General features: G+C 61.9%; 25 protein-coding genes. 13 read left to right on the forward strand and 12 right to left on the reverse strand.

Annotated features, from left to right (window positions below):
• Position 1 precedes the first annotated feature (1 nt).
• The 4 genes from BDB13_RS24465 to BDB13_RS24480 are packed head-to-tail and all read right to left on the reverse strand — an operon-like array spanning position 2 to position 4467.
• Positions 2–1192, reverse strand: coding sequence for an N-acetylglucosamine-6-phosphate deacetylase (locus BDB13_RS24465; protein WP_094274084.1), 1191 nt, complete (start codon positions 1190–1192; stop codon positions 2–4).
• Positions 1189–2850, reverse strand: coding sequence for a phosphoenolpyruvate--protein phosphotransferase (gene ptsP / locus BDB13_RS24470; protein WP_094274085.1), 1662 nt, complete (start codon positions 2848–2850; stop codon positions 1189–1191). Before ptsP ends, BDB13_RS24465 begins: the two co-directional genes overlap by 4 nt.
• Positions 2850–3119, reverse strand: coding sequence for an HPr family phosphocarrier protein (locus tag BDB13_RS24475; RefSeq protein ID WP_094274086.1), 270 nt, complete (start codon positions 3117–3119; stop codon positions 2850–2852). Before BDB13_RS24475 ends, ptsP begins: the two co-directional genes overlap by 1 nt.
• A 4-nt stretch (positions 3120–3123) precedes the next feature.
• Complete coding sequence (locus tag BDB13_RS24480; protein ID WP_094274087.1) at positions 3124–4467, reverse strand: PTS transporter subunit EIIC; 1344 nt, start codon at positions 4465–4467, stop codon at positions 3124–3126.
• Positions 4468–4595: 128 nt separating this feature from the next.
• Between BDB13_RS24480 and BDB13_RS24485 the strand changes: the two genes are divergently transcribed.
• Positions 4596–4904 carry a glucose PTS transporter subunit EIIB gene (locus BDB13_RS24485; RefSeq protein ID WP_094274088.1) on the forward strand — a complete coding sequence of 103 codons (309 nt, stop codon included), beginning with the start codon at positions 4596–4598 and terminating at the stop codon, positions 4902–4904.
• Positions 4901–5362 (forward strand): PTS sugar transporter subunit IIA, encoded by a 462-nt coding sequence (locus BDB13_RS24490; RefSeq protein WP_094274089.1) that lies wholly within the window; start codon positions 4901–4903, stop codon positions 5360–5362. Before BDB13_RS24485 ends, BDB13_RS24490 begins: the two co-directional genes overlap by 4 nt.
• Positions 5363–5431: 69 nt before the next feature.
• Here the strand turns inward: BDB13_RS24490 and BDB13_RS24495 are convergent, their stop codons facing one another.
• The 4 genes from BDB13_RS24495 to BDB13_RS24505 all read right to left on the reverse strand — a co-directional run bounded on the left by BDB13_RS24495 (position 5432) and on the right by BDB13_RS24505 (position 9917).
• The gene (locus BDB13_RS24495; protein WP_094275171.1) at positions 5432–6184 is read right to left on the reverse strand and encodes a GntR family transcriptional regulator; all 753 of its coding nucleotides are present in this window, start codon (positions 6182–6184) and stop codon (positions 5432–5434) included.
• Positions 6185–6334: 150 nt separating this feature from the next.
• Positions 6335–6550, reverse strand: coding sequence for a hypothetical protein (locus BDB13_RS33120; RefSeq protein ID WP_254922938.1), 216 nt, complete (start codon positions 6548–6550; stop codon positions 6335–6337).
• Positions 6529–7104, reverse strand: a complete 576-nt coding sequence (locus BDB13_RS24500) for an SWIM zinc finger family protein (RefSeq protein WP_254922939.1) — start codon at positions 7102–7104, stop codon at positions 6529–6531. Before BDB13_RS24500 ends, BDB13_RS33120 begins: the two co-directional genes overlap by 22 nt.
• Positions 7101–9917 carry a DEAD/DEAH box helicase gene (locus tag BDB13_RS24505; protein ID WP_094274090.1) on the reverse strand — a complete coding sequence of 939 codons (2817 nt, stop codon included), beginning with the start codon at positions 9915–9917 and terminating at the stop codon, positions 7101–7103. The genes BDB13_RS24500 and BDB13_RS24505 overlap by 4 nt, the downstream gene beginning before the upstream one ends.
• 124 nt (positions 9918–10041) lie before the next feature.
• On the opposite strand from BDB13_RS24505, the gene BDB13_RS24510 reads away from it, so the two are divergent.
• Entirely contained in the window at positions 10042–10737 is a 696-nt protein-coding gene (locus BDB13_RS24510) for an HNH endonuclease family protein (RefSeq protein ID WP_094274091.1), read from the forward strand.
• Between the two features lies 1 nt (position 10738).
• Here BDB13_RS24510 and BDB13_RS24515 read toward each other — a convergent pair whose 3' ends face one another.
• On the reverse strand, positions 10739–12304 hold the full coding sequence (locus BDB13_RS24515) for a molybdopterin-dependent oxidoreductase (protein WP_094274092.1): 1566 nt from the start codon (positions 12302–12304) through the stop codon (positions 10739–10741).
• A 92-nt stretch (positions 12305–12396) separates the two neighbouring features.
• Between BDB13_RS24515 and BDB13_RS24520 the strand changes: the two genes are divergently transcribed.
• Positions 12397–13245 (forward strand): shikimate 5-dehydrogenase, encoded by an 849-nt coding sequence (locus BDB13_RS24520; protein WP_094274093.1) that lies wholly within the window; start codon positions 12397–12399, stop codon positions 13243–13245.
• Between the two features lie 13 nt (positions 13246–13258).
• The gene (locus tag BDB13_RS24525) at positions 13259–13720 is read left to right on the forward strand and encodes a DUF6328 family protein (protein ID WP_094274094.1); all 462 of its coding nucleotides are present in this window, start codon (positions 13259–13261) and stop codon (positions 13718–13720) included.
• 2 nt (positions 13721–13722) lie between these two features.
• On the opposite strand, the gene BDB13_RS24530 is transcribed toward BDB13_RS24525, so the two are convergent.
• Positions 13723–14550, reverse strand: coding sequence for a sulfurtransferase (locus tag BDB13_RS24530; protein ID WP_094274095.1), 828 nt, complete (start codon positions 14548–14550; stop codon positions 13723–13725).
• A 25-nt stretch (positions 14551–14575) separates the two neighbouring features.
• Entirely contained in the window at positions 14576–15238 is a 663-nt protein-coding gene (locus tag BDB13_RS24535) for a LysE family translocator (protein WP_254922940.1), read from the reverse strand.
• A gap of 63 nt (positions 15239–15301) precedes the next feature.
• Here BDB13_RS24535 and BDB13_RS24540 point away from each other — a divergent pair, with 63 nt between their 5' ends.
• Genes BDB13_RS24540 through BDB13_RS24550 form a run of 3 tightly spaced genes read left to right on the forward strand, consistent with a single transcriptional unit; the run spans position 15302 to position 17457 of the window.
• On the forward strand, positions 15302–15775 hold the full coding sequence (locus BDB13_RS24540) for an Lrp/AsnC family transcriptional regulator (protein ID WP_094274096.1): 474 nt from the start codon (positions 15302–15304) through the stop codon (positions 15773–15775).
• A gap of 24 nt (positions 15776–15799) precedes the next feature.
• Positions 15800–17017 carry a benzoate/H(+) symporter BenE family transporter gene (locus tag BDB13_RS24545; RefSeq protein ID WP_094274097.1) on the forward strand — a complete coding sequence of 406 codons (1218 nt, stop codon included), beginning with the start codon at positions 15800–15802 and terminating at the stop codon, positions 17015–17017.
• Positions 17014–17457: an acyl-CoA thioesterase gene (locus BDB13_RS24550; RefSeq protein ID WP_094274098.1), complete on the forward strand. Its 444-nt coding sequence runs from the start codon at positions 17014–17016 to the stop codon at positions 17455–17457. The genes BDB13_RS24545 and BDB13_RS24550 overlap by 4 nt, the downstream gene beginning before the upstream one ends.
• On the opposite strand, the gene BDB13_RS24555 is transcribed toward BDB13_RS24550, so the two are convergent.
• Positions 17454–18482 carry a phosphotransferase family protein gene (locus BDB13_RS24555; RefSeq protein WP_094275173.1) on the reverse strand — a complete coding sequence of 343 codons (1029 nt, stop codon included), beginning with the start codon at positions 18480–18482 and terminating at the stop codon, positions 17454–17456. The genes BDB13_RS24550 and BDB13_RS24555 overlap by 4 nt on opposite strands.
• Positions 18483–18712: 230 nt before the next feature.
• On the opposite strand from BDB13_RS24555, the gene pdhA reads away from it, so the two are divergent.
• The 5 genes from pdhA (at position 18713) to BDB13_RS24580 (ending at position 23703) form a co-directional block, all read left to right on the forward strand.
• Positions 18713–19807 carry a pyruvate dehydrogenase (acetyl-transferring) E1 component subunit alpha gene (gene pdhA, locus BDB13_RS24560; protein ID WP_094274099.1) on the forward strand — a complete coding sequence of 365 codons (1095 nt, stop codon included), beginning with the start codon at positions 18713–18715 and terminating at the stop codon, positions 19805–19807.
• Positions 19804–20781, forward strand: coding sequence for an alpha-ketoacid dehydrogenase subunit beta (locus BDB13_RS24565; RefSeq protein ID WP_094274100.1), 978 nt, complete (start codon positions 19804–19806; stop codon positions 20779–20781). The genes pdhA and BDB13_RS24565 overlap by 4 nt, the downstream gene beginning before the upstream one ends.
• Positions 20778–21809, forward strand: a complete 1032-nt coding sequence (locus BDB13_RS24570; protein ID WP_094274101.1) for a dihydrolipoamide acetyltransferase family protein — start codon at positions 20778–20780, stop codon at positions 21807–21809. Before BDB13_RS24565 ends, BDB13_RS24570 begins: the two co-directional genes overlap by 4 nt.
• A gap of 112 nt (positions 21810–21921) precedes the next feature.
• Positions 21922–23022, forward strand: coding sequence for an MFS transporter (locus BDB13_RS24575; protein ID WP_441347246.1), 1101 nt, complete (start codon positions 21922–21924; stop codon positions 23020–23022).
• Between the two features lie 42 nt (positions 23023–23064).
• A complete protein-coding gene (locus BDB13_RS24580) occupies positions 23065–23703 on the forward strand; it encodes a hypothetical protein (protein WP_094274102.1) in 639 nt (212 codons plus the stop codon).
• Positions 23704–23853: the final 150 nt, after the last annotated feature.

Here is a 23853-nt window from a genome sequence, read left to right on the forward strand (position 1 = left end):
TCTATTCCTTTCGGGCGACACTGCTGCCGCCGAGCAGCACGTGCGGGTTATGCAAGCTGCGATCTGTCACAAGAATGTCGGCCCTCGAGCCCACGGCGAGAGTGCCGCGTTCAGCGTCCAGGCCGAGAAGCCTCGCCGGCGTACGGGTAGCGGCGGTGACCGCGTCGGCAAGGGGCACGTTTGCCTCGAATACGGTGCTACGCACCACATCCAGCAATCGTGCTGTCCCGCCGGCGATCGCCCCTTCGGACCCGTCGGCGGTGGCAAGCCTGGCGACGCCACCCTCCACGCGGACAGCCAGCGGTCCGAGTCGGTAGTCGCCGTCACTCATTCCGGCGGCGGCCATCGAATCACTCACCAACGCAATCTGATCCGCACCAACGGTGTCGAACACCATCGAGACGGTCTCCGGTGCCAGGTGTACGCCGTCGGCAATCAACTCCACCACCATTTCACCGCGGGCTGCCCCGGCCAGGCAGGCAGCCACCGGGCCGGGTGCCCGGTGATGCATCGGCGGCATCCCGTTGAACAGGTGTGTGGCACTGAGTGGTCCGGCCAACGGTCCGGTCGACGCCGTCGCGATGCGACCCCTCATGGTCGACGCATCGCAGTCGGTGTGGCCCAGACTCGGCACGATGCCACGCCGGCGCATGATCGTCAGAAGTTCGGTGAAGTGCGCCGTTTCCGGTGCCAGCGTCATCGAACGGACCGTGCCGCGGGCGGCATCACAAATCTCCTCCAACAGGTCCGGGTTACCGGGCACGATGGATGCCGGATCTTGTGCACCGCAGCGGGCGCAGTTGATGAACGGGCCTTCCAGGTGAATACCCAGAAGTTGGCCGTCTTCAACCAGTTCGGCCAGAATCTTCGCTTGCCGCAGCAAATCCGCAGGTTGCGCGGAGACGAGGCTGCCGAGCAGTCCCGTCGTACCGTGCTCACGGTGATGCGCTGCGGCCCGCGAGGCACCACCGGAGTCGGCGTTGGGAAACCCTGCTCCAGCGGCCCCGTGACTGTGGACATCGATCAGTCCGGGCAGGATCAACTGATCCGTGGCTACCGGCAGGGCGCCGGGGTAGTCCGCGGCCGGTCCGACCCAGGTGATCAACGCACCTTCGGCAACAACGACTCCGTCGGCAATCGATCCGGATTCCGAGCCGATGACGTTGCCCCGCAGGACAACTGCGCTGCTCACAGCGACTCCCGAATCTCCAGCACAGCAGCCCGTCCACCGACCGGGTTACGCGCAGCCCGCGCGGCGGCGGCCATTGCCCGGCACCCGTCCATGTCGACGGCGGCCAACCGGGCGCGCACCTCACCCAACGCGGGTGTCGACATCGACAGACTGGTGACACCGAGGCCCACCAGAACCGGAGCCAACAACGGATCCGACGCCGCCTCGCCGCACACTCCGACGGGCTTTCCGGCCGCAGCGCCGGCGGCACCCACCAGAGCGATCAAGTCGAGAACTGCAGGCTGCCACGGGTCCAGCAGATGTGCCAGACCGCCGGCCATACGATCAACCGCACACGTGTACTGACTCAAATCGTTGGTACCGATACTGACAAAGTCGAGATGCTCGAAAATGTCCTTGGCCCGCAATGCTGCAGCCGGCACCTCGATCATCGCGCCCACCGTGGTGATGCCGCGGGAGCGTGCCAGTTCGGCAAAACCGATCGCCTCGTCGGCCGTCGACACCATCGGCGCCATCACCCACAGGTCTGCACCCGTGGCGAGGCCGGCGGCAGCCAGCGCGTCCAATTGTGTGATCAGCGTCTGCGGGTACACGTCGGCGATGCGCAGCCCACGAATTCCCAACGCCGGGTTGGCTTCCTCCGCCAGATCCAGGAACGGCAACGGCTTGTCCGAACCCGAATCGAGGGTCCGCACTACTACCTTGCGTCCGGAAAAGTGCTGCAGGACAGCCGTGTACATCTCCGTCTGCTCGGCCAACGAAGGCTCCTCGGTGCGGCCGAGGAAGGAGAACTCGGTGCGGAACAGTCCGACGCCCTCGCAGTCGACGACACCCGCTCGGGATGCGTCGTCAAGCGTTCCGATGTTGGCGAGCAAACCCACGCCCGTGCCGTCGAGCGTGCGACCCGGTCCGCTGCCCGACGCCGTTCGCGCTGCGGCCGCAGCAATCTCGAGCGCCGCCCGTTCCTGCTGCTCGGCAGTCGGATCGACCACAACTTCACCGGTACTGCCGTCGAGAATCAGCAGCACGCCGTCGGGCAGAGCGAGTGCTTCGGGGCAGCTCACCACTGCCGCGATACCCAGCGACTTCGCCAAGATTGCGGTGTGACTGGTCGGCCCGCCTTCCAAGGTGAGCAGCCCGATCACGTCACTGCCCGCGAGCGTCGCAGTGTCCGCGGGAGCCAGATCCCGGGCCACCAGAATGTACGGATGACCCGGTGCCGGAATGCCCGGCAAAGGCTGATCGAGCAGTACTGCGACAGTCCGTCGACCCAGATCGCGCAGATCCGTAACTCGCTCGGCCATGTAACCCCCCAAGGCTGCGAGCTTGTCGCAGAACCCTTCGAAAGCCACGGTCACCGAGTACGCAGTCGGTAGACCGGCCTCGAGATTCTTGGACGTTTCCTTCACGATTCCGGGATCGCGGGCCAGCGCGGCGGACGTCACCAGGATCTCCGCGGCAACGCCGTCGACGCCGTCGGCGCGGCTCTCGAGATCACTCGCCACGGTGTCCAATGCGCTACGGACCCGCACCAGTTCGTCGGCCGGTGTACCGGTCACCGGGTCGCCCGCCGACGTCTCGATGACGGTGCCGAAACCGATCCACGGCGCGCAGACCACACCGGAACTCACACCGAGACCGTGGATATCGGTGGACATCAGGCCTCGTCGAGGTCGGTCGCGAGCAGTTCGGCCAGGCTACGAAGGGCATCTTCTGCGCCTTCGCCTTCTGCCCGCAACGTCACCTCGGCCCCGAACTGGACACCGAGCGTCATGACCGACAGCATGCTGGCGGCGTCGACCGGCTCGCCGTCACCGAGTGCAATGGTGACGTCGACGGGGGCGGTGGCTGCTGCCCGAGTGAACTTGGCAGCGGGGCGGGCGTGCAGGCCCACGGTTGATCCGATGATGGCGGTTACGGTTGCCATGATGTCAGCGGCCTTCCAGTTCCTTGACGATTTTGTGTTCTTGTTCCGCGACCGAAGGTGCGTCGACGCGGGTGTCGGCCACAGCTGCGACGGCAACTTCTGCTTCGATAACTGCCTCGCCGGGAGTGTTGTCTTCGCCGTCGAGCTCTTCTTCGCGGCCGGGGGTGCGCAGGTTCCACTTCTTGATGACGAAGCTGAAGAGGAAGTAGTAGATCAGTGCGTAGATCAGGCCGATCGGGATCAGCATCCATGCATTGGTGGCCTTGCCGAAGTTGAGGACGTAGTCGATGAAGCCGGCGGAGAACGTGAAGCCGTCATGGATTCCGAGGGCATTGACCAACGCCATCGACGTACCCGTCAAGATCGAGTGGATGACATACAGCGGCCAGGCGACGAACATGAACGAGAACTCGAGCGGCTCGGTGATACCGGTGAGGAACGCGGTCAGACCGGTGGAGAGCATGATGCCGCCGATCAGCTTCTTCTGAGAAGGCTTGGCGTTACGCCAGATCGCGAAAGCTGCTGCGGGAAGCGCGAACATCATGATCGGGAAGAAGCCCGTCATGAAGGTGCCGGCACTGGGGTCACCGGCAAAGAAGCGGTTGAGATCGCCGCGAACAAGCTGTCCCGACGCGTCCTGGTAGTCGCCGATCAGGAACCACACTGCAGAGTTGAGGATGTGGTGCAGGCCGGTCGGAATCAGCAACCGGTTCGCGGTGCCGTAGATGCCGCCGCCGATCACGGTATTCGCGGCCACGGTCTCGCCCACCCAGGTCAGACCGGAATTGAAGAGCGGGTAGATGAATGCCATCAGTACACCGACAACAAGACCCGTGAGAGCGGTGAGGATGGGAACCAAGCGTCGGCCGTTGAAGAATCCGAGGTAGTCGGGAAGCTTGGTTCGATAGAACTTCTGCCACAGGATCGCGGACAGCAGGCCCATCACGATGCCGGCCAGCACCCCGTAATTGATCATCGACGGGTCACCGTTGGGGTCGGTCTTGCCCTCGAGAACGATGGGCGACATGGCCTCGAAGACGCCGTTGATGACCATGTATCCGACGACTGCAGCCAAGGCTGTGGAACCGTCCGACTTCTTGGCCCACCCGATGGCGATACCGACTGCGAAGATCAGCGGCAGCCAGGTGAAGATCGACTGTCCGGCAGCCGAGATGACACCCGCCGTGCTTTCCAGCGCACTGAAACGCCCGAGCAGATCGTCCTGACCAGCTCGAAGCAGAAGTCCGGCCGCGGGCAGCACCGCAATGGGCAACATCAGGCTGCGGCCGAGGCGTTGAACCCCGGCAAACAACGTCGATTCCTTCTTGGGGCTGTCGTCGGCAGTCATAAAGACCTTCTCTTGTCGTCAGGGGTGGCGCGGGGTGAACCGATGGGGCGGAAAGTATTGTGAACCAGTATCCGCAAGGGGTACTGTCCGGTCATAACCAGTTGCTAGTTTGACCAGGTGAACGCAAGATGTCAACAGGAGAATGTGACCTAGGCAACTGGAAAAGCACTCACCAGCCAACCGACCCGCACAAACCAGGAGAATCAATGTCCAAGGCAGAAGCAATCGTCAAGGGCCTCGGCGGCGCCGAGAACATCGTCGAAATCGAAGCGTGCATCACACGACTGCGCACCGAGGTCAAGGACGGCAGCAAGGTCGACGAGGCAGCCCTCAAGGCCGCCGGCGCTCACGGTGTACTCAAGGCCGGCACTGTCGTGCAGGTCATCGTCGGCCCCGAGGCGGATACCCTCGCCGAGGACATCGAGGACATTCTGTGAGCGTCTCCGTCCTCGCTCCCCTGCCCGGACGCGTCCTGGCACTAGCCGACGTTCCCGACCCCGTATTCGCGCAGCAGATGGTCGGCGCGGGCGTAGCTATCGAACCGGCTCGCGATCAAGGACCCCTGACCGTCGTCGCCCCCATCGCCGGCAAGATCCTCAAACTGCACCCGCACGCATTTGTCATCCTGGGTGCACAGGGAACCGGCGTACTCGTCCACATCGGAATCGACACGGTCAAACTCGACGGTGAAGGGTTCACCCTTATCGCCGCCGAAGGCGATCAGGTTGCCGCCGGCGACGCAGTCGTGAGCTTCGATCCCGCATTCATCGACAGCACCGGATACTCCGCGGTGTGCCCGGTCGTGGTCATGGACTCCAAGCCCGACACCGTCACCTCCGAGGCACTCGGGTCCGACATCACAGTCGGTGCAACACTTTTCGACTGGTCGAAGTAGAAGTCAAGCAAAAAGTGGGCACACCCTTTCTTCTTCGGGGTGTGCCCACTTTTCTTTGAAACCGTAAGGCTATTGATCTGTCCGCAGTTGCGCTCGCGGCGCTCCCTGCACTTCCATGTGCAGCTTGTACCGATCCGAACGGTACCAACTGCGGGTGTGCTCGACCGGCGCGGTCCCGCTGAAAGACACCCGGTCGAAGTACAGCACCGGCGCACCCTTCTTGGTTCCCAACAACGTCGCGATCTCGGTGCTGGCACCGTCCGCACTGACCGTCTGCTCGGCGCGATCGATCGGCATCTCGAAGCGCTCAGCAGTTGCGCGATAGATCGAGGCCGTCAGGTCCAGTTCCAGCAACCCCGGCAGCAGCACCGGATTGAACCAACCGTCGTCGACGCTGACCGGCTCGCCGTCGGCCAGACGCAGCCTTTTCACGTGGTAGGCAAGAGATTCCGGCGCCATCCCCAACGCTCTCGCGGTGGCGTCCGGTAAAACGGCTTCTTCGCTGACCAACACGACGGTGGTCGGCACATGACCTTGCGCGCGCATTTCCTCGGTGAACGACGCCAAATGCAGTGTCGATTGCACCGCCCGGTGGGCGACAAATGTGCCCTTGCCACGAACCCGGACCAGATGTCCGTCGTTGACCAACTGGCCAATCGCCTCGCGGACGGTGATGCGACTGACGCCGTAGTCCTGCATCAAGTTTCGTTCGCTGGTCATCAAATCACCAGGTTGCAACTCCCGAGTGCACTTGTGCAACAAGATTGCCCGTAACTGCTCGTGCTTGGGTATTGCGCTGTCACGCAGATGAACGGGCATCACGGCGGCTGCTCCTCCGACTTCGAATTTCGTCACGGGACACGATCCCTGTTCGCACCAACCAGGCCGGTCCCAACCGGTCCGGTCCAATAACAATACGTGACTTGCCGCAGCATCCCTAGCAACTATCCCAAAACGGGCAATCTACCGTCCTCAATCATCCAAATAGCGGTAGATTGCCCGCAGTTCAGCAATCGCAAGGTTCTGCTGAGCCAGATCCAATCCGAGCGCTGCAATGGAGGCTCGCAGCCGGTTGGGATCCAAATCGTCTATCGCAGCCCGAAATTCGCCCCTCGGAAGCGTCGGCAACGCAGATGCGTCACCGAACCAACTTTCGATATCGACGGCTATGGTGCTCTCGTTTTCCACTCCCCGATCAGATCGTCGAGATCGACCCCACGTAGGACCAGAAGTTGCATCGGATCGGTGTCGATCCGCTCCGCAGTCAGATAGGCAACGGCGGCAGCATGTTTGCACGGCCATCCGTCATCCGGGCACGTGCAGTCGAATCGGAAGGCGCTCGGCCCCTCCGGTACGAGTTGTGCTGCCAGCATGTCCGGAATTGCCCCGGACACCAGCGCTGCCAGCGAGCCCGGGACGCGGCGGATCTTGGTGATGATGTCGTCGATATCGGACTGATCGAGGGTATCGATCCGAAGTGTTGACACAAATGGCTGGAGTTGACTGCCCTGCACTTCCGCCGTGGCAATTCCCGGCTTGATGTCGAGCGCCAGCACTTGACCGGAACGTGCGTAAGTACGCCCCCGGGACACACGGGGTTTGTCGCCGATCTCCTCGACAACTCTGACAAACGCCTTGCCCCAGAATGTTCGACCGAACGCCGGACGAGCTTTTATGGGCGCTGCCCGCTTGCGCGGCCCGGTGTACTCGCTGAAATCGGGTCCCTTCGGTCGTGGACTCATTCGCCCACCGCGTCGTCACCGAGTCGCAGCAGTTCACCGAGTTGTTCGACGCTCATCTCCGTCACCCAGTTCTCCCCGGTACCAACCGCCAATTCGGCCAGTTCACTCTTGCTGGCGATCATCGAATCGATTCGCTCTTCCAACGTTCCGACACACACCATCTTGCGGACCTGAACATTTTTATTCTGGCCGATACGGAACACCCGGTCGGTGGCTTGATTCTCCACCGCTGGGTTCCACCATCGATCCATATGTACGACGTGGTTGGCCGCGGTCAGATTGAGGCCCGTGCCCCCGGCTTTGAGGGAGAGCACCATGATCGGCGGTCCCCCGCCGCTCTGGAATGCCTCGACCATGTTGTCACGGCCGGCTTTGGACACCCCGCCGTGCAGGAACGGGACTTCCGTACTGAAACGTTCCGCCAGGTACGGCACAACCAACTCCCCGAACTCCCGAAACTGCGTGAACAGCAACACTTTCTCGTTGTCAGCCGTCACCGACTCGACGATGTCTTCGATCAATCCGAGTTTGCCCGAACGATGTTGACCGCGTCGCATCACCGCAGATCCGTCACGCAGGAAGTGCGCCGGATGATTACAGACCTGCTTGAGTTTGGTCAGAGCCGAAAGCACCGCCCCCTTACGCTTCATACCCTCCGTGCCCTTGATCTGAGCCATCATCTCGTCGACGACAGCGCGATACAGCGCAGCCTGCTCTTCACTGAGGTTTGCGCGGACGGTCATCTCGAACTTCTCGGGAAGATCGGTGATGACGCTCGGATCGGTTTTCACACGGCGAAGCACAAACGGCGAGGTGACGGCCCGTAGCCGTGACACTGCGAGTTCGTCCTTCTCCCGTTCGATGGGCACGACAAATCGTTTGCGGAACATCTGTTCCGAACCCAGAACCCCGCGGTTGGCAAAATCGAGGATGGATCGGAGTTCGTCCAATCGGTTTTCCACCGGTGTTCCCGTCAGTGCCACTCGGTGCGCTGCCGGGATGCTTCGAGCGGCCCTCGCTTGAGAAGTCTTGGCGTTCTTGATGTGCTGCGCCTCATCAAGGACCACACGACGCCATTGAAGCTCCTTGAGCGCGGCGACGTCGCGCGTCATCAGTGCGTACGTCGTGATGACCAGATCGCTCTTCTTGACAGCATCCTCCAGCAACGTCCCGGTTGCCCGGTCGCTGCCGTGATGAACGTACACACGTAGGCTCGGAACAAAGCGCGCCGCTTCGCGTTGCCAGTTGCCAACCACGGACATCGGGCAAACCAATAGCGTTGGTGTTGTTGACTTCTCGTGTGCAAGCAATGCAAGAAGCTGCAGCGTCTTACCCAAGCCCATATCGTCTGCCAACACCGCGCCCAAACCGAGAGCACTCATGTAGACCAGCCAGTCGAGTCCCCGGCGCTGGTACGGACGCAGGACCGCATTGACTGTGGCCGGAACGGGAACTTCTGTCGGCTTCACCGAATGATCCAGCAACGCCGACGCCCACCCCGTGGCCGTTACTTCCTCGACGGGAAGGTCTTTCAGATCGTCCGCGATGAGGTCCTTGAGCAACTCGACAATCGCCCGATCCCCACTCGAATGCCGGCTGCTGACAAAACGAGCAGCACGCGCGAGTACCTCTTTGTCGGCTTGCACCCACTCGCCTCGCAAACGCACCAGATCAGACTTGGCATCAACCAGCCGGCTCATTTCGTCAGGCGTGAGCACCTTGTCTCCGAGCGCCAACTCCCAGTCGTATTCCACCAACTGATCCAGCCCGACCGTGCGATTCTCCGCGACGATCGGCGACGCCGCCGAGGTGACCCGAACCCGCAATGACGGCGACACCACACTCCACGCCCGCGGAAGCAGCAGCGTGATCCCTTTCTCCTGCAAGGCAATAGCGCCGTGACCGACCAGATCCATCACGACCGGCGTCGGCAGCAGTAAGTCCAAACTGTCATCGTCGCGAGGCACATCGCGAAACCGCGGATAAGCCGCGACAGCTTCTTCGAGCTTTCGGCTGCCCAATTGCAATCTGGCGGCATCGGTCCGGTGCAACCGAATACGTTCGGGTGCTTCACCTTCCGGACGTAGACATACCTGCAATCGCCAGAGCGCTTCGGTGTCGAGATCGATGTCGTCACTGAGCTCTGGCTCGATGAGGCGCAGAACCAACTCGGGCTCGTCCGCCGTGAGGGTTTCGCTCCACTCCGTCAATCCCTGAGCAACTCTCGGCGGCGCACTGTCGAACGCATCGCCTTGCAGCAACGCGGTCCACAGTTCTGTGGTGACGGTTTCACCGGAACCGTCGATTGCCCGACGCACGACGGCATCCGTGAGTTCCCGGGTGATGTCGTCGAGGATGGATCGAGGCGAAGTCACCGCCCGCTGCACGGGAGGCATCGCGACAACCAACTCACCCAGCCACGCGCGTTGGCGTTCACCGATCAGCAACCGCCAGCGTGGCCACCAACTGCCCTCGGCCCGGCTCAACTCCGGGACAACGCGGCCGGCGCGCACCCACCGGTCGATACCGCGAACGACGTGAATCAGATAGTGCAGATCCCCGGCAATTCTGCTGTCGCCCGGCTTGAAACGAAGCAGCAGGTCAACTGCGTCCGGCGGCGCTAACGCGACCGCGGCATACTCACTCTGCAATGGCCCGCCCGGAACCGGCGGCATGGCAACACTCACCCGATGCCGAAACTTTCGGTGCAGCACAGCACTGACCGGGTCACGGGGATCATCGACCCCGGAACCATCGTGTCCGTCTACCCAGAGTTTGAGCCCCGATCCCGGTGACCAGAGTCCATGCAGCATCCGACCATCCAATCAGGTGCCACCGACAGGTGGATCACCACCTGATTGTGAAGGATTTCGCTCGCCTAGCGAACGAAATCCTTCACAATCAGCGTTGTCGGACGCCGGTGGTTGAATCAGATCTGTGCGCACACGAGGTTCGACTGCAACGCTCGCACTGATACTCCTGTGCATCACAACTTCGTGCGGATGGATCGGCGATAGCAATTCCGCACCGGGCAGCCCCATTCGCTCTGATCTCGAACAACTGCTCACTCACGTTTCCGTCGTCGACACGCGTCCGCACCCCGGCGGATACCAACGCGGGTGCGGCAGTGGAGAGGCGTGCGTGTTCGGGCAGTCCTGGTCCGACGATCAAGATGCGCCGGGCGGTCACGACGGTTGCGATACCCGCAACAATGTTCTGGCCCAAGACCTTTCGAGTGTGATCTACAAACCTGATACCCACAACTGTGTGGTGTTGTCCGGCACCATGACCGATCCGTATTCAGGCGAGGCCACTTCGTTTGATCGGCAGCAAGCCAGGTCGGTCCAGATCGACCACGTCTACCCTCTTGCGGCAGCGTGGGACTTCGGGGCACACAGCTGGCCGCTCCCCCTCCGCAAAAGATTTGCCAACGACACCCAGTTGAATCTGCTGGCCGTCAACGGTCCCGATAATCAGGCAAAAGGTGACAGCACCCCCAGTGAATGGCTACCGCCAAATCCTGCCTACCACTGCTTTTACGCCGGCAAGTACCTGACGGTCGCAGTGTCGTACGGGTTGCCCATCAGCCGAGCAGATCATCAGACACTGACCGACCTCGCCGCCAACTGCTGACCTACTTCACCGTGAACGACCGTGTGTGCCAACCCGTTGCGCCGCCGGGAATCGGCGGAGTCCTCTCCTCCACCTGAACATTGCCGTCGAGGTCGGTCGCCCGGACTTGCAGCGTGTGCAATCCCGGCGCCGCGTCCCACATCCACGACCACTGACGCCACGTATCGATCGAGTACTCCTGCGCCAATGTCGCTGGTTGCCACTCCCCGTTGTCGACGCGCACCTCCACCTTCTCGATACCGCGATGCTGAGCCCACGCAGTTCCTGCCACCAGCACTTGACCGGAATTCACCGGCGACAGCGCTGCCGGTACTTCGATTCGCGACGCCGTCTTGATCGGAGCCTGCGCGCCCCACCCGCGCTGCGTCCAATAGGCGTCGACCTGATCGAATCGCGTCAACTCCCACTCGGTGACCCATTTTGTCGCGGACACAAAGCCGTACAGTCCCGGAACAACCTGGCGGACGGGATATCCGTGCTCGAAGGGCAGCGGTTCCCCGTTCATCGCGACGGCAAGCATCGCGTCGCGCCCGTCGATCAACACTTCTACAGGAGTGCCGACGGTGAATCCGTCGACGCTGGTCGAGAGCAGCATGTCCGCATCCGGGTGCACTCCGACTTCTTCGAGGAGGTCCTTCATCGGATAGCCGATCCACGTGGCGTTGCCCGCCAAGACGCCGCCCACTTCGTTGGAGACGCAGGTCAATGTGACTACGCGCTCGATCGGGGTTCGGGCGACCAGATCGGCAAAGGACAGAGTCATTTCACGGTCGACCATGCCGTGGATACGCAATTCCCACGAGTCCGTCGTGAGCTGCGGAACCAGGAGTGCCGTGTCGATTCGATAAAAATCTTCGTTGGGAGTGATGTACGTCGACGCCCCGGCGACGCCGATATTCGCTCCGGCGGGAATCGGAGCAGCCACGTCCTTGACTGTGGGAACCACAAAATCTTCCCGGTTCGCCACAGCTCCCGCGATCCGTTTGCCCACGAACTTGCCGGCCGCTCCCGCTGCCGCAGCGACGGCCAATGCCACCCCGGCCAGCATCAGGAATTGGCGTCGTGGCAGCCAGGACTCGTCGATACCAGCCGCCAACTCCACTTCGAGTTGCCCGATCAACAATCGAAGCGTTGCAATTCCGGCGGCGACGCCCACGATCGTCGGGATCACGTACATCGCGTCGGCGATGGGCCGCTGCAACGCGGCGTACACCCCCACCAACCCGAGGACTCCGAGAATGACACTGCCGATGGGGCGTCGTCGACGTTCCAACAGACCGGCAACCGCGCCGAGCAACACGATCAGGATCGACATTCCGATGAACAAGGCCGGCTTGTCGTTGGTTCCGAAGGTGTGGATCGCGAATTCACGGGCCCACGCGGGCGTGCGGTCGACGGTGGTCGCACCCACCGCATAGAAGGGCGATGAGTCGGGGTTGATCGGCAGTGCCACCAGCTCGCCGACGCCCAGCACGACTGCCACGGCCACCACGCCGGACACTGCGTGGGCAACTAATCTGCGACGTGGTTCCGCAACCGGTTGTTCATCGATGCTCTGTGTGACCATGGGCGTCTCGGTTCTTCTCGGGTTCCAATACCACTGCTTACCCGGTATTCGGAGCCGCTGCTCGCCAGGATGGGTCGATTAGAGTTGAGGCCATGACTGTCGACCTCAACAAGGACACACTGCTGTGCATGTCGCTCTCCGGGCGACCGAGCAACATCGGCACCAGATTCCACAACTACCTGTACGAGGAACTGGGTCTCAACTTCGTCTACAAGGCGTTCACCACCGATGACATTCCGGCGGCAATCGCCGGGATCCGCGCACTCGGCATCCGCGGTTGCGGAGTGTCCATGCCGTTCAAGGAACAGGTCATCGCGCACGTCGATGTCATGCACGATTCGGCGTCGGCAATCGACTCGGTCAACACCATCGTCAATGAAGCGGGCGTCTTGCATGCCTACAACACCGACTACCAAGCGGTGGCAAATCTTTTGCGCGAGAACAATGTAGACACTTCACTGTCGGTTGCGGTGGCCGGCAGTGGAGGCATGGCGAAGGCAGTTGTCGCAGCAGTTCGCGATACCGGTTTCACCGACGTCACAGTAGTGGCGCGTAACAAGGCCGCTGGTTCGACTCTTGCTGATCAGTACGGATTCACCTGGAAATCAGATCTCGGTGAAATGAGTCCCGGCGGGGCGAGCGGAGCGACGCGGGATTTCCGAGTTCTGATCAATGCCACCCCGATTGGCATGGCGGGCGGCGCCGAATCCGATTCCCTGTCCTTCCCGGATGTCGCGGTTCGCAGCGCCGAGGTCGTATTCGATGTGGTTGCGATGCCCGTGAACACTCCGCTGGTCGCACTGGCCACCGAACTCGGCAAGACGGTGATCACCGGCGGTTCCGTGATTGCCCTCCAGGCCGCCGAGCAGTTTGTTCTCTACACCGGCGTGCGCCCCACAGCCGACCAGATCCAACGCGCCTCCGAATACTCGCGCGCGTGACAAACTCGGATCTATGACGGACACCGGAGAGAGCGCTCCCGTGCAACTCGCACGAAACTTCAACGAGTTGCTGCAGGAATTGCGAGTCGCTCTCTCTGGCGTCCAGATCCTGTTCGCATTTCTTCTCGCCGTGGCATTCACCGAACGGTACGCCGACGGACCGTCGTACATCAGGACCATTCACCTCGTGACAGTCATCCTGGTCGCGATATCCTTCGGATTGCTGATGGCGCCCGCGGTGTGGCATCGGGTCCTGTTTCGCGGTGGGCATCGCGAGCGGATCCTCACCATTGCAAACCGATTCACTCTGTGCGGCATAGGTTTTCTGGCCGCATCCATGACGGGCACGGTGCTGCTGATCACCGAGATTGCCGTGGGCGGAATTACTGCAATCATCCTCGCCACCTGTGCCGCAGTCATGTTCACGACGTTTTGGTTCGTGGTTCCGCAGTTGATCACCCGCAACGAAACCTGAACTTACGCTCCAGTTTCGACGGGTCGTGCACTGTCATTTGACCACTGCGACCAAGATCCCGGAAACAGCGTGGCGTCGTAGCCGGCAATGGCGAGAGCTGCAATCTGATGTGCCGCGGTCACTCCCGACCCGCAGTACACCGCAATTCGATCCGTATCCCCCAGCGCTGCAAAACGCTCACGCAAAATCTTCGCCTCCGAAAATTGGCCGTTTGCATCAAGATTGGCTGCGGTCGGTGCGCTCACCGCACCCGGAATATGGCCGGCGACAGGATCAATCGGTTCCACCTCACCGCGGTAGCGCTCCCCGGCTCGCGCATCGAGAAGCACACCGTTCCACCGAGCAGCTTCGTCGATGTCGATCGTGGGCATCTGACCGCCTCGAAGCGTGACGGTTCCCGGTAGGACTGCCTCCCCGGTTCCCACAGACGTCGGCAAACCTGCTGATTCCCAGTTCGGCAATCCTCCGTCGAGCAGACGAACATCTGCGAGTCCAGCCCAGCGTAGTAGCCACCAACCCCGCGCTGCTGACATGTTTCCCACAGCGTCGTAGAGAACGACCGGGGCGCCGTCGTCGATTCCCCATCTACGTGCCGCTTCCTGCAGGTTCTCGATCGACGGCAGTGGATGCCTGCCCGATTCCTTCGACGGCGGAGCGGCCAGTTCGGTTTCGAGATTCACGAACACTGCGCCCGGGATGTGGGCCTCACGAAAATGCTCCTCACCGTTCGGATCACCCAGCGCCCAACGAACATCGAGCAGAATCGGTGGGGTGCCGGCATCGATGAGCGATGCCAGTTCGGGAGCGTCGATCAGCACGGGAAGAGTCATGGGACCAATACTGGCATGACTCGAATCAGGCAACACCGAAGAACGCGCCGAGACCAACCAGCAGGACGCCGCTCACCACGTCGATGCGCTTGCCGACGCCCGGCCGCCTCAACTTCCGTCCGGCGCCCGCCGCCAGAACAACAACGACTGCCCACCACAGTGCTGCGGCAATTACGGTGGCGCCGGCCAACGTCAGGGTGCGCAAGGCTGCGCCGCTACCAGGTTCGACAAACTGCGGAAGCAGACCGAGGAAGAACAGCAATGCCTTGGGATTGAGGAGGTTGGAGAGGAACCCGTAGCGGAATGCCCGCGCCGCTGGGATCGGTTCCGAAACGGCTGTCAGGGTGTCTCCACCACTTCGTGTTTTGAATGCACTGCGAATTGCGGAGATACCCAGCCAGGTCAGGTAAGCCGCACCCGCGTAGGTGAGCGCCGAGAGCAGTTGTGGGCGAGTCGCGACGAGGGCCGACAGTCCGAGCGACGCGGCGGCGGTGTGCACAACAAGTCCAGCAGTCACACCGGCTGCCACGACGGCACCCGTCCGCCGATCCGCCAGGGAATGCCGCAGAATCAGGACAAAATCCGGGCCGGGTGTGAACAAGACGATGGAAAGCAGTGAGCCGAAAGCTAGCCACTGACCGATACTCATCCGAAATACCTCACGTTCGAGCAGGTCCGACACCTGCATTCATGACAGGAGTGTGCAACTGGATCCGGGAAGTTCAAAACCGTTCCGGATAGAATTCGGCAGATGTCGAAGAATGAAGATTTGGATTCGGTGGACTGGAAGATTCTGGCCGAATTACAGAAGGATGCGTCGATCACCAACAAGGTACTGGCCGACCGAGTCGGGCTGGCGACGTCGTCATGTCACGAACGTGTGCGACGTCTGCGAGCAAACGGGACGATCAGTGGGATCCATGCCGTCGTCGATCCGTCGGCCGTTGGTCGGTCGATGCAGGCGATCATTGCTGTGCAACTGCGTCCGCACCGACGCGACCTGGTGGACCGCTTCACCGCCGACGCCCTCGCATTGCCGGAAACTCTTGCACTGTTCAATGTCTCGGGGCCCGAGGACTTCTTCCTCCATGTCGCGGTTCGCGACAGCGCACACCTGCAGCGAGTGCTGATCGACCATCTTGCTGCTCACCCCGAGGTGTGGCACGCACAAACCCATCTCATCTACGGCAAAGCCGTCACGGCGCCCATCCGTCCGGATCGGTAGATCCGTCAGGCAGAATTACTGACCATGTCAGACTCCCCCCAGACCACTGAGCCGGACATGGTCCGCGGCAACGCGCAGCCCATCAGCGCCGGAATCGTGACTGCACTGGTGGGGTTCACCAGCTCGTTCGCGGTAGTCCTCACCGGTCTCACAGCCGTAGGTGCTGACGCCGCTCAAGCAGCATCGGGACTCCTCGCCCTCTGTGTCACCCAAGCCCTGGGCATGCTTTGGTTGTCCCGACGGTACAAAATTCCGATCACCCTGGCGTGGTCGACACCAGGCGCAGCATTGCTCGCCGGTGCCGGCGCGGTGCACGGTGGATGGCCCGCCGCAGTGGGCGCCTTCATCGTGGTCGGAGTTGCGATAGTTCTGACCGGACTGTGGCCCGCGCTGGGCAAGCTCATCTCGGCTATTCCGACTCCCCTGGCTCAGGCGATGCTGGCCGGGGTTCTCCTGCCCTTGTGCCTGGCCCCGATCGGCGCTGTACGAGACGCACCACTGGTGGTGGCTCCGGTGATTCTGGTCTGGCTTGCGGCGCAACGCTTCTCCAAGCGGTGGGCAGTTCCGCTCGCATTTCTGACCGCTGCCGTCGTCATCTGTATCAGTCTGGTGACATCCGAGAACACCCTCGACGTCTCAGCCATGATTCCTCGCATCGACCTCACGGCACCGTCGTGGACGTGGCAGGCGATGATCGGAATTGCCTTGCCGTTGTACATCGTGACCATGGCCTCGCAGAACATTCCCGGTGTGGCGGTGATGAATTCGTTCGGATATGCCGTGCCGTGGCGGCCGTCGATGATCGTGACCGGCATCGGCACTGTTCTCGGCGCCTCAGCCGGTGGTCACGCGATCAACCTCGCCGCAATCAGCGCTGCACTGGCGGCGGCGCCCACCGCGCATCCCGATCCGAAGCGCCGATGGATAGCAGCCGCTACGGCCGGTTGGGCCTATCTCGTACTTGCCGTAGGTTCTGCCGCCGTTGCCGCGCTGGTTGTCGCGGCCCCGGCAGGAGTGGTGGAAACTGTTGCCGGACTGGCACTCTTGGCGACGCTGGCGGCTTCTCTGACCGCGGCGCTCAACGATCCGGCCGAACGCGAAGGTGCCGTCGTCACGTTCCTTATTGCCGCGTCGGGTGTCGTCGTCGCAGGAGTCGGATCGGCCTTCTGGGCATTGCTCGTCGGATTGATCGTCAGGTCCGTGTTGATCGGTAGCAGCGCCTCGTTAAGGTCGAAGTCGTGACCGCAACAGATTCCTCTATCTCGATCGAGCAGTTCCCGGTTCGCTGGCCCGTCCCCACCCGTTGGGATGACAACGACCACTACGGGCACGTCAACAACGTCACCTACTACTCGTACTTCGACACGGCCGTGAACGCGTGGCTCATGTCGGCAACCGGTACCGACATTCGTAACCTTCCGGCCATTGGTGTTGTGGCCGAAACGTCCTGCCGGTACCTGAGCGAACTCACGTTCCCCGAACAACTCCAAGTCGGTATCAGGGTCGAAAAACTTGGCACCAAGAGCATCGTCTACTCACTCGCGATCTTCCACGAGAACGCACACGGGATCTGGGAAGCTGCAGCTACGGGCCGCTTTGTCCACGTGTACGTCGACGCTGTTACCCGCACGCCGGTCGCTATACCGGCCGCGATCGCTGCCGCGGCCGGTTCGCTCGTTTAATTCAATCCCAGCTTTTCTGCGGTCGCCACTGCCCGAGCGACAATTCCGTCGATCAAGGTGACCGTCGGGCCACCGTGTTCGGCCTTGTTGCGTGGGTCGTCGAGGATTCGACGCAATACTCCCTCAGCGATGATCGACAGCCTCCACAGCGCCAACACATGCCAGTAGCCCACTGCCGAGACGTCGCGGCCGGTGGCGGCAACGTAGGCCTCGACCAGTTCGTCGCGATTCGGGAAACCTTCGAGCGTCGACGCCATGAACGGGCCGGCCACCTTGTCGCCGGCTTCGGGCCAATATGCCAGTAGCGCACCGAGATCCGCGAGCGGGTCTCCCAGCGTGCAGAGTTCCCAGTCGACCACCGCGAGTACTCGACCTTCGGCCGGATCGACGATGATGTTGTTGAGGTGAAAATCGCCGTGGACCAGGGTCACTTCGGTTTGCTCGGGAATGTTTCGATTCAAGATTTCCGCAAGCCGCTCGACGTCGGGAACTTCCCGCGTTTTCGACTTGTCCCACTGCGCCGACCACCTCTTGAGTTGCCGCTGCGCAAAAGGTTTGGTGCTCGCGAGATCTTGGAGTGCCGTTTCCTCGAGGTCGACGGCGTGGATGGTGGCCAGCGCCTTCGGGAGTGCCAATCCGACTTTCCGACGCTCTTCCACCGTCAACTTCTGCGCAACCGACACTCCGTCGATCACCAGCCCGTCGACGTAGCTCATCAGCACCAGCGGCGCGTCCGTGATCGCCGGGTCTTCGGTGATGCCGATGATCTTGGGCACCGGAACCGGAGTTCCCTGAAGTGAGGACAGGATTCGGTGTTCCCGCACCACGTCATGAGCTGACGCAAGCAATGTCCCCAATGGGGGCCTGCGCAGTACCCAGCGCCCGCCGCCCGCATCCGTCACCGAGTACGTGAGGTTGGATTGACCGTTGCCGATCCTCTCGAAAGTCAGTGGTGTGGTGGCGCCAACCCCCAGTTCGGCGATCCACCCGGAAACTGCTTCTTCGTTCAGTCCGACTGCATTCATCGCACCGATGCTAGCGGGAGAAATCGAATAGTTGGCAGTAACGACGCCATTGTTACCCACGAGTTCGGAAATCGTGACTGGTAGGCATGCTTTCGAGACGGTGACCCCCTTGCGGATTCTGCAATCAAGGGGATGCTGGGAAGAGAGACCACAACTGAAAAACACATCGGGATTGCTCGATCTCGCTCACAAGGCGCGTCGGGCATGAGTAGAAACCGAGGTGAACCGCGATGATCGACAACCTCGACTATCCAGTCCAGCTCCTCCAACCGGACGGCGCCCGTGTGTGCCGAACCGAATACGACCGTCTGATCGCAGACCTCGGACCTACCGAATACATCTCGTTGTACCGGGACATGGTCATCAGTCGCAGAATCGACACCGCGGCGGTAGCACTCCAACGTCAAGGCGAAATCGGTTTGTGGGCACCACTCTTGGGCCAGGAAGCCGCTCAAGTCGGCTCGGCCCGCGCTCTGAAACCTGACGACTTTGCATTCGTCAGCTACCGCGAACATGCCGTCGCCTACTGCCGCGGCGTTCCCCCGGAAGTTTTGACGCACATGTGGCGCGGGTGCTCCCATTCTGCTTGGGATCCAAATCAATTCAACGTGACCAACCCGGCGATCGTCGTCGGATCGCAGGGGCTTCACGCAACAGGGTACGCACTCGGCGCCCACCTCGACGGAGCTGAGATCGCTACCATCGCCTATTTCGGCGACGGCGCCACCAGCCAGGGCGATATTGCCGAAGCGTTGGGATTCGCTGCCAGTTTCCGCGCCGGCGTCGTGTTCTTCTGCCAGAACAACCAATGGGCCATCAGCGAACCCGTCTCGCTACAGTCCCGCACCCCGATCTCGCACCGCGCCGACGGTTACGGCATACCTTCCTTCCGCGTCGACGGAAACGATGTACTCGCTGTTCTGGCAGTGACGCGCGCGGCGCTTGCCCATGCGCGGGAAGGAAGTGGGCCCACGTTCATCGAAGCAATCACTTGCCGGATGGGTCCGCACACCACCTCCGACGATCCGTCCCGGTATCGCAGCGATACCGACATGGCCGAGTGGCGCCGACGTGATCCGATCACGCGGATGAGGGCGTTTCTGGAGCGGCGCGGAATTCTCGACGAAACCGCCGATGCCGAAATTTCGACCGCGGCCGAGGATGTCGCCGCCCGCTTGCGGCACGCCACGCTTGAAACTCCGGACCCGCCGCCGTCGACTCTGTTCGAGCACGTCTACACCGGGCCGCACCCGTTGATCGAGCATGAGCGAGAACAACATCGGGAGTACCTGGCAAGTTTCGACGATCAGGAGGCCATGTCATGACTGTCGTCAATCTGGTGACGGCGCTCAACACCGGACTACGACGCTCACTCGAACGGGATCGCCGCGTCGTCATCCTGGGTGAGGACGTCGGCCGTCTCGGCGGAGTTTTCCGTGTCACCGATGCACTCCAGAAGGACTTCGGCGAGAACCGGGTGATGGACATGCCGCTCGCCGAATCCGGGATCGTGGGAACAGCTTTCGGTTTGGCTTTGCGCGGATACCGACCGGTGTGTGAAATACAGTTCGACGGTTTTGTCTACCCGGCTTTCGATCAAATCGTCTCTCAAGTGGCAAAAATTCACTATCGAACCGAGGGACGGGTACGCGCCCCGATCACGATCCGCATTCCCAGCGGGGGCGGAATCGGTGCCGTGGAACATCATTCGGAGTCACCGGAAGCCTATTTTGCACACACTGCCGGACTGAGAGTGGTGTACCCCAGCAACCCTGCCGACGGTTACCACATGATCCGTCAATCAATCGAGTGTGACGATCCCGTTGTGTTTCTCGAGCCCAAGCGTCGGTACTGGGATGCGGCCGAGGTTGATCTCGACGCGGAACCCTCACTCCCCCTGCACAGTGCGCGTGTTGTCCGCCAAGGAAGTGACGCCACCGTCGTCGCGTACGGGTCGATGGTGGCTACCGCGCTCGAAGCTGCGGATATCGCCGACGACGAGGGTCACCACCTCGAAGTAATCGACCTCCGGTCCCTCTCCCCCATCGATTTCGACACCGTGGACAACTCGGTACGACGGACGGGTCGACTCGTCGTCGTTCACGAGGCACCGATGTTCCTCGGCCTGGGGGCAGAAATTGCAGCACATGCCGCGCAGCATTGTTTCTACGATCTGAAGGCGCCGGTCTTGCGTGTCACCGGATTCGATATTCCCTATCCCCCAGCAAAACTCGAGCAGTTTCACTTGCCGGATGCAGACCGGATTCTCGACACACTCGACCGGGTACTGACGCCATGAACACCGCGGAGTTCCGTCTACCGGATCTCGGCGAAGGTCTCACCAGCGCCGAATTGGTGTCGTGGCGTGTTGATGTCGGCGACACCATAACTCTCGATCAGGTGATTGCCGATGTCGAATCAGCCAAAGCCCTGGTCGAACTTCCCTCTCCCTATGCCGGAATGGTGACAGACCTGTTGGTCGAACCCGGCGCCACCGTACCCGTCGGTGCGCCGATCATCCGGATCACGACTGCGGAGTCGGCCGAACCCGCCCCGCCGAGTGTTCTTGTCGGCTACGGACCGCAGGCATCGCACTCGAGCCGAAGACGACGGCACGTCCCCCAGACAATGCACCAAGACGGAGAGACTGCGCCGACACACACCCGGCGCATGGCGTCGGCAATGACCTCCAGCGCCAGAGCACCACAGGCAACTGTGTTTGTCACCGTCGATGTCACCGCGTCGATGGACCTGCTCGCCAAGCTCCGCAACTCCGCACCCTTCGAAAACATTTCGGTGACACCACTGACCCTCGCTGCCAAATCATTGGTCACGGCGATCGCTTCGAGCCCCGAGGTCAATTCGACGTGGGATGAGCAGTCCGGCAGCAGCGTCAAGCATCCACACGTGAACCTCGGCATTGCGGTGGCGTCGGATCGCGGGCTGCTGGTCCCCAACATCAAGGACGCCGACACGCTGAGCCTGCTCGACCTTGCTCGATCGATCAATGAACTCACTGCGACCGCGCGAGCCGGCCGAACCGACACGCCGCACCTCACCGGCGGAACCGTCACGATCACCAATGTCGGAGTATTCGGTGTCGACGGCGGCGTACCTCTCCTCAACCCCGGTGAGGCTGCCATCCTCTGTCTGGGCGCTGTCAACGAGCGTCCGTGGGTGGTCGACGGGCTCATCGAGATCAGATCTGTGGTCACACTTTCTGTGACTTTCGACCATCGCGGTGTCGACGGAAGGCAAGCTGCAGAGTTCCTTTCACTGGTGGCGGCGATGCTCGAGGATCCGGCCGTGTTACTCGCGCACCTGTGAGAGCATCCGGGCCTGGCACACTGTCACGGTGAGCAGCACGCCCAGCCCAGCACTGATTCGCGCCCGCGCCGGCATCTTCGGCATTTTCGGGATCAACGGATTCCTCCTTGCCATGTGGGTGGTCCACATCCCGTCGATCGAACACCGGGTGGGCATCAGTCATTCCACACTCGGTTCGCTGCTGCTGCTCCTCGCGGTCGGCGCCATCGCCGGCATGCAAGTGAGTGGCCCACTTGCCGATCGCTACGGCAGCCGACGCATGGTGATTCTCGCGGGCCTCGGATTGTGCGCGGCAGTGCTGGGTCCGGGGTACGCCACCAACACCTGGCAATTGGGTGCGGCCCTGGTTGTCTTCGGATTTGCGAACGGGGCGCTGGACGTCTCGATGAACTCTCAGGCCGTCGAAGCCGAACAGCTTTACCGTCGCCCGATCATGGCTGCCTTTCACGGCATGTTCTCGGTGGGCGGTGTTGTGGGCTCGATCGTCGGATTCGGCACGCTGGCAATCGAACTCCCGCCGTACGTCACCCTTACCGCCGCGTCGGCAATCGGTTTGGTGGCCGTCGCGATCTTTTCGCGGCCCTTGCTTCCGCACACCCCGCACCACTCCGAAGCCACCGAATCCGAACAACCGCACGGCCACTTCTCGGCCAAGGTGCTTGCGTTGGGCTCGCTCGCATTTGTCTTGATGCTTGCCGAAGGGGTGGCAAACGACTGGAGCGCGTTGCAGGTCAAGGAAGACCTCGGCGTCTCGAATGCCGTTGCTGCGCTGTCCTTCGGCGCCTTCTCCGCAATGATGACGGTCGGACGCTTCACGGCGGACCGCATCAGCGCGGCCGTCGGTCCCGTCGCCGTGGTTCGCTACGGCGCGATCATTTCCGCCGCCGGAATGCTGACCGTCGTGTTGTCGGGTTGGCTTCCGCTCACGTTGTTCGGCTGGGCACTGTTCGGCGCCGGTCTCTCCGGGTGCATCCCGCAGATCTTCACGACGGCCGGCAACCTGGGTTCCGGTTCGGCTGGTACCAACATGTCTCGTGTTGTCGGAATGGGGTACATCGGATTTCTTGCGGGCCCGGCAACCATCGGATGGGTGACCAAGATTGTGCCTCTCACCACAGCGATGTTGATCCCCTTGGCATGTGTGCTGGTCGCTGCGGGTTGCGCCGGTGTCGTTCGTCGCGATTCTCCGACCGCCCACCGAAGTCACAGCTGATCCTCACGACACGCACAGGCGAAGCGAGGATGCTTGGGTACCGTGACCGTCTCGTCCCCCGCCCCTCGCTCCTCATCCACCACTCCTCGCCTGCTTGCCCTTGCCTCACTGTGTGTTGTGGCGCTCGGCATCCTGTTGTTACTGAGACCCACGTCGCCGACGGTCACCGTTCCGGAATCGCTCGAATCCGTCGCTGATTGGGTGATCATCCATGTCGACGTGACAACAGTGCTGGCAGCCACCACTGCCCTGGCCGTGGTGTCGATGGTCCGAAATCTCCACTACGGCATCGGCGCCATCCTGATGCTCGGGGTGGGTGCCAACCTGACCACTGCTGCGCTGGGGTCTTGGATCACGGATGCGCCGACGACGTTGCTACCCAGCGGCCATGTAGTGGCCGCGGCCGCTCTCTACGGTTCGGCGGTACTGGTATCCGCCCCTCGATGGCGACCAGTGGTTATCGGGCTTGGTATCTCCGGAGTTGCCGGGGTGTGCATCAGTGCGAGCGCTGCCGAGATGAGCGGGATTTTCGGAGTGATTGCCGGGCTACTGGTCGCCGCTGCCTGGGGTTGTGCCGCAGCCGTTTTGATGGAGCGTTCACCGATCGCGGCGCAACGTGAAGCATTGCGTGCCGATACAGCCGTTGTGGCCTTTTCGCGACATCGCAGCATTCACCTGTAGCGCTGCAGCCAGCCCTGAGGTCCTTCGTAACCCCAACAGGGGACTATGGTCCCTAGTGGCGCAACCACTTGCGCTGCAACGGAATACGGACGCGGTAACCGGGGCAAGAACATTCGCTCATTTGGCGAAATCTCCCCCCATCGATCAGGT

This window comes from Rhodococcus sp. OK302 (genome assembly GCF_002245895.1).
In the GTDB taxonomy this organism is placed as follows: Bacteria; Actinomycetota; Actinomycetes; order Mycobacteriales; family Mycobacteriaceae; genus Rhodococcus_F.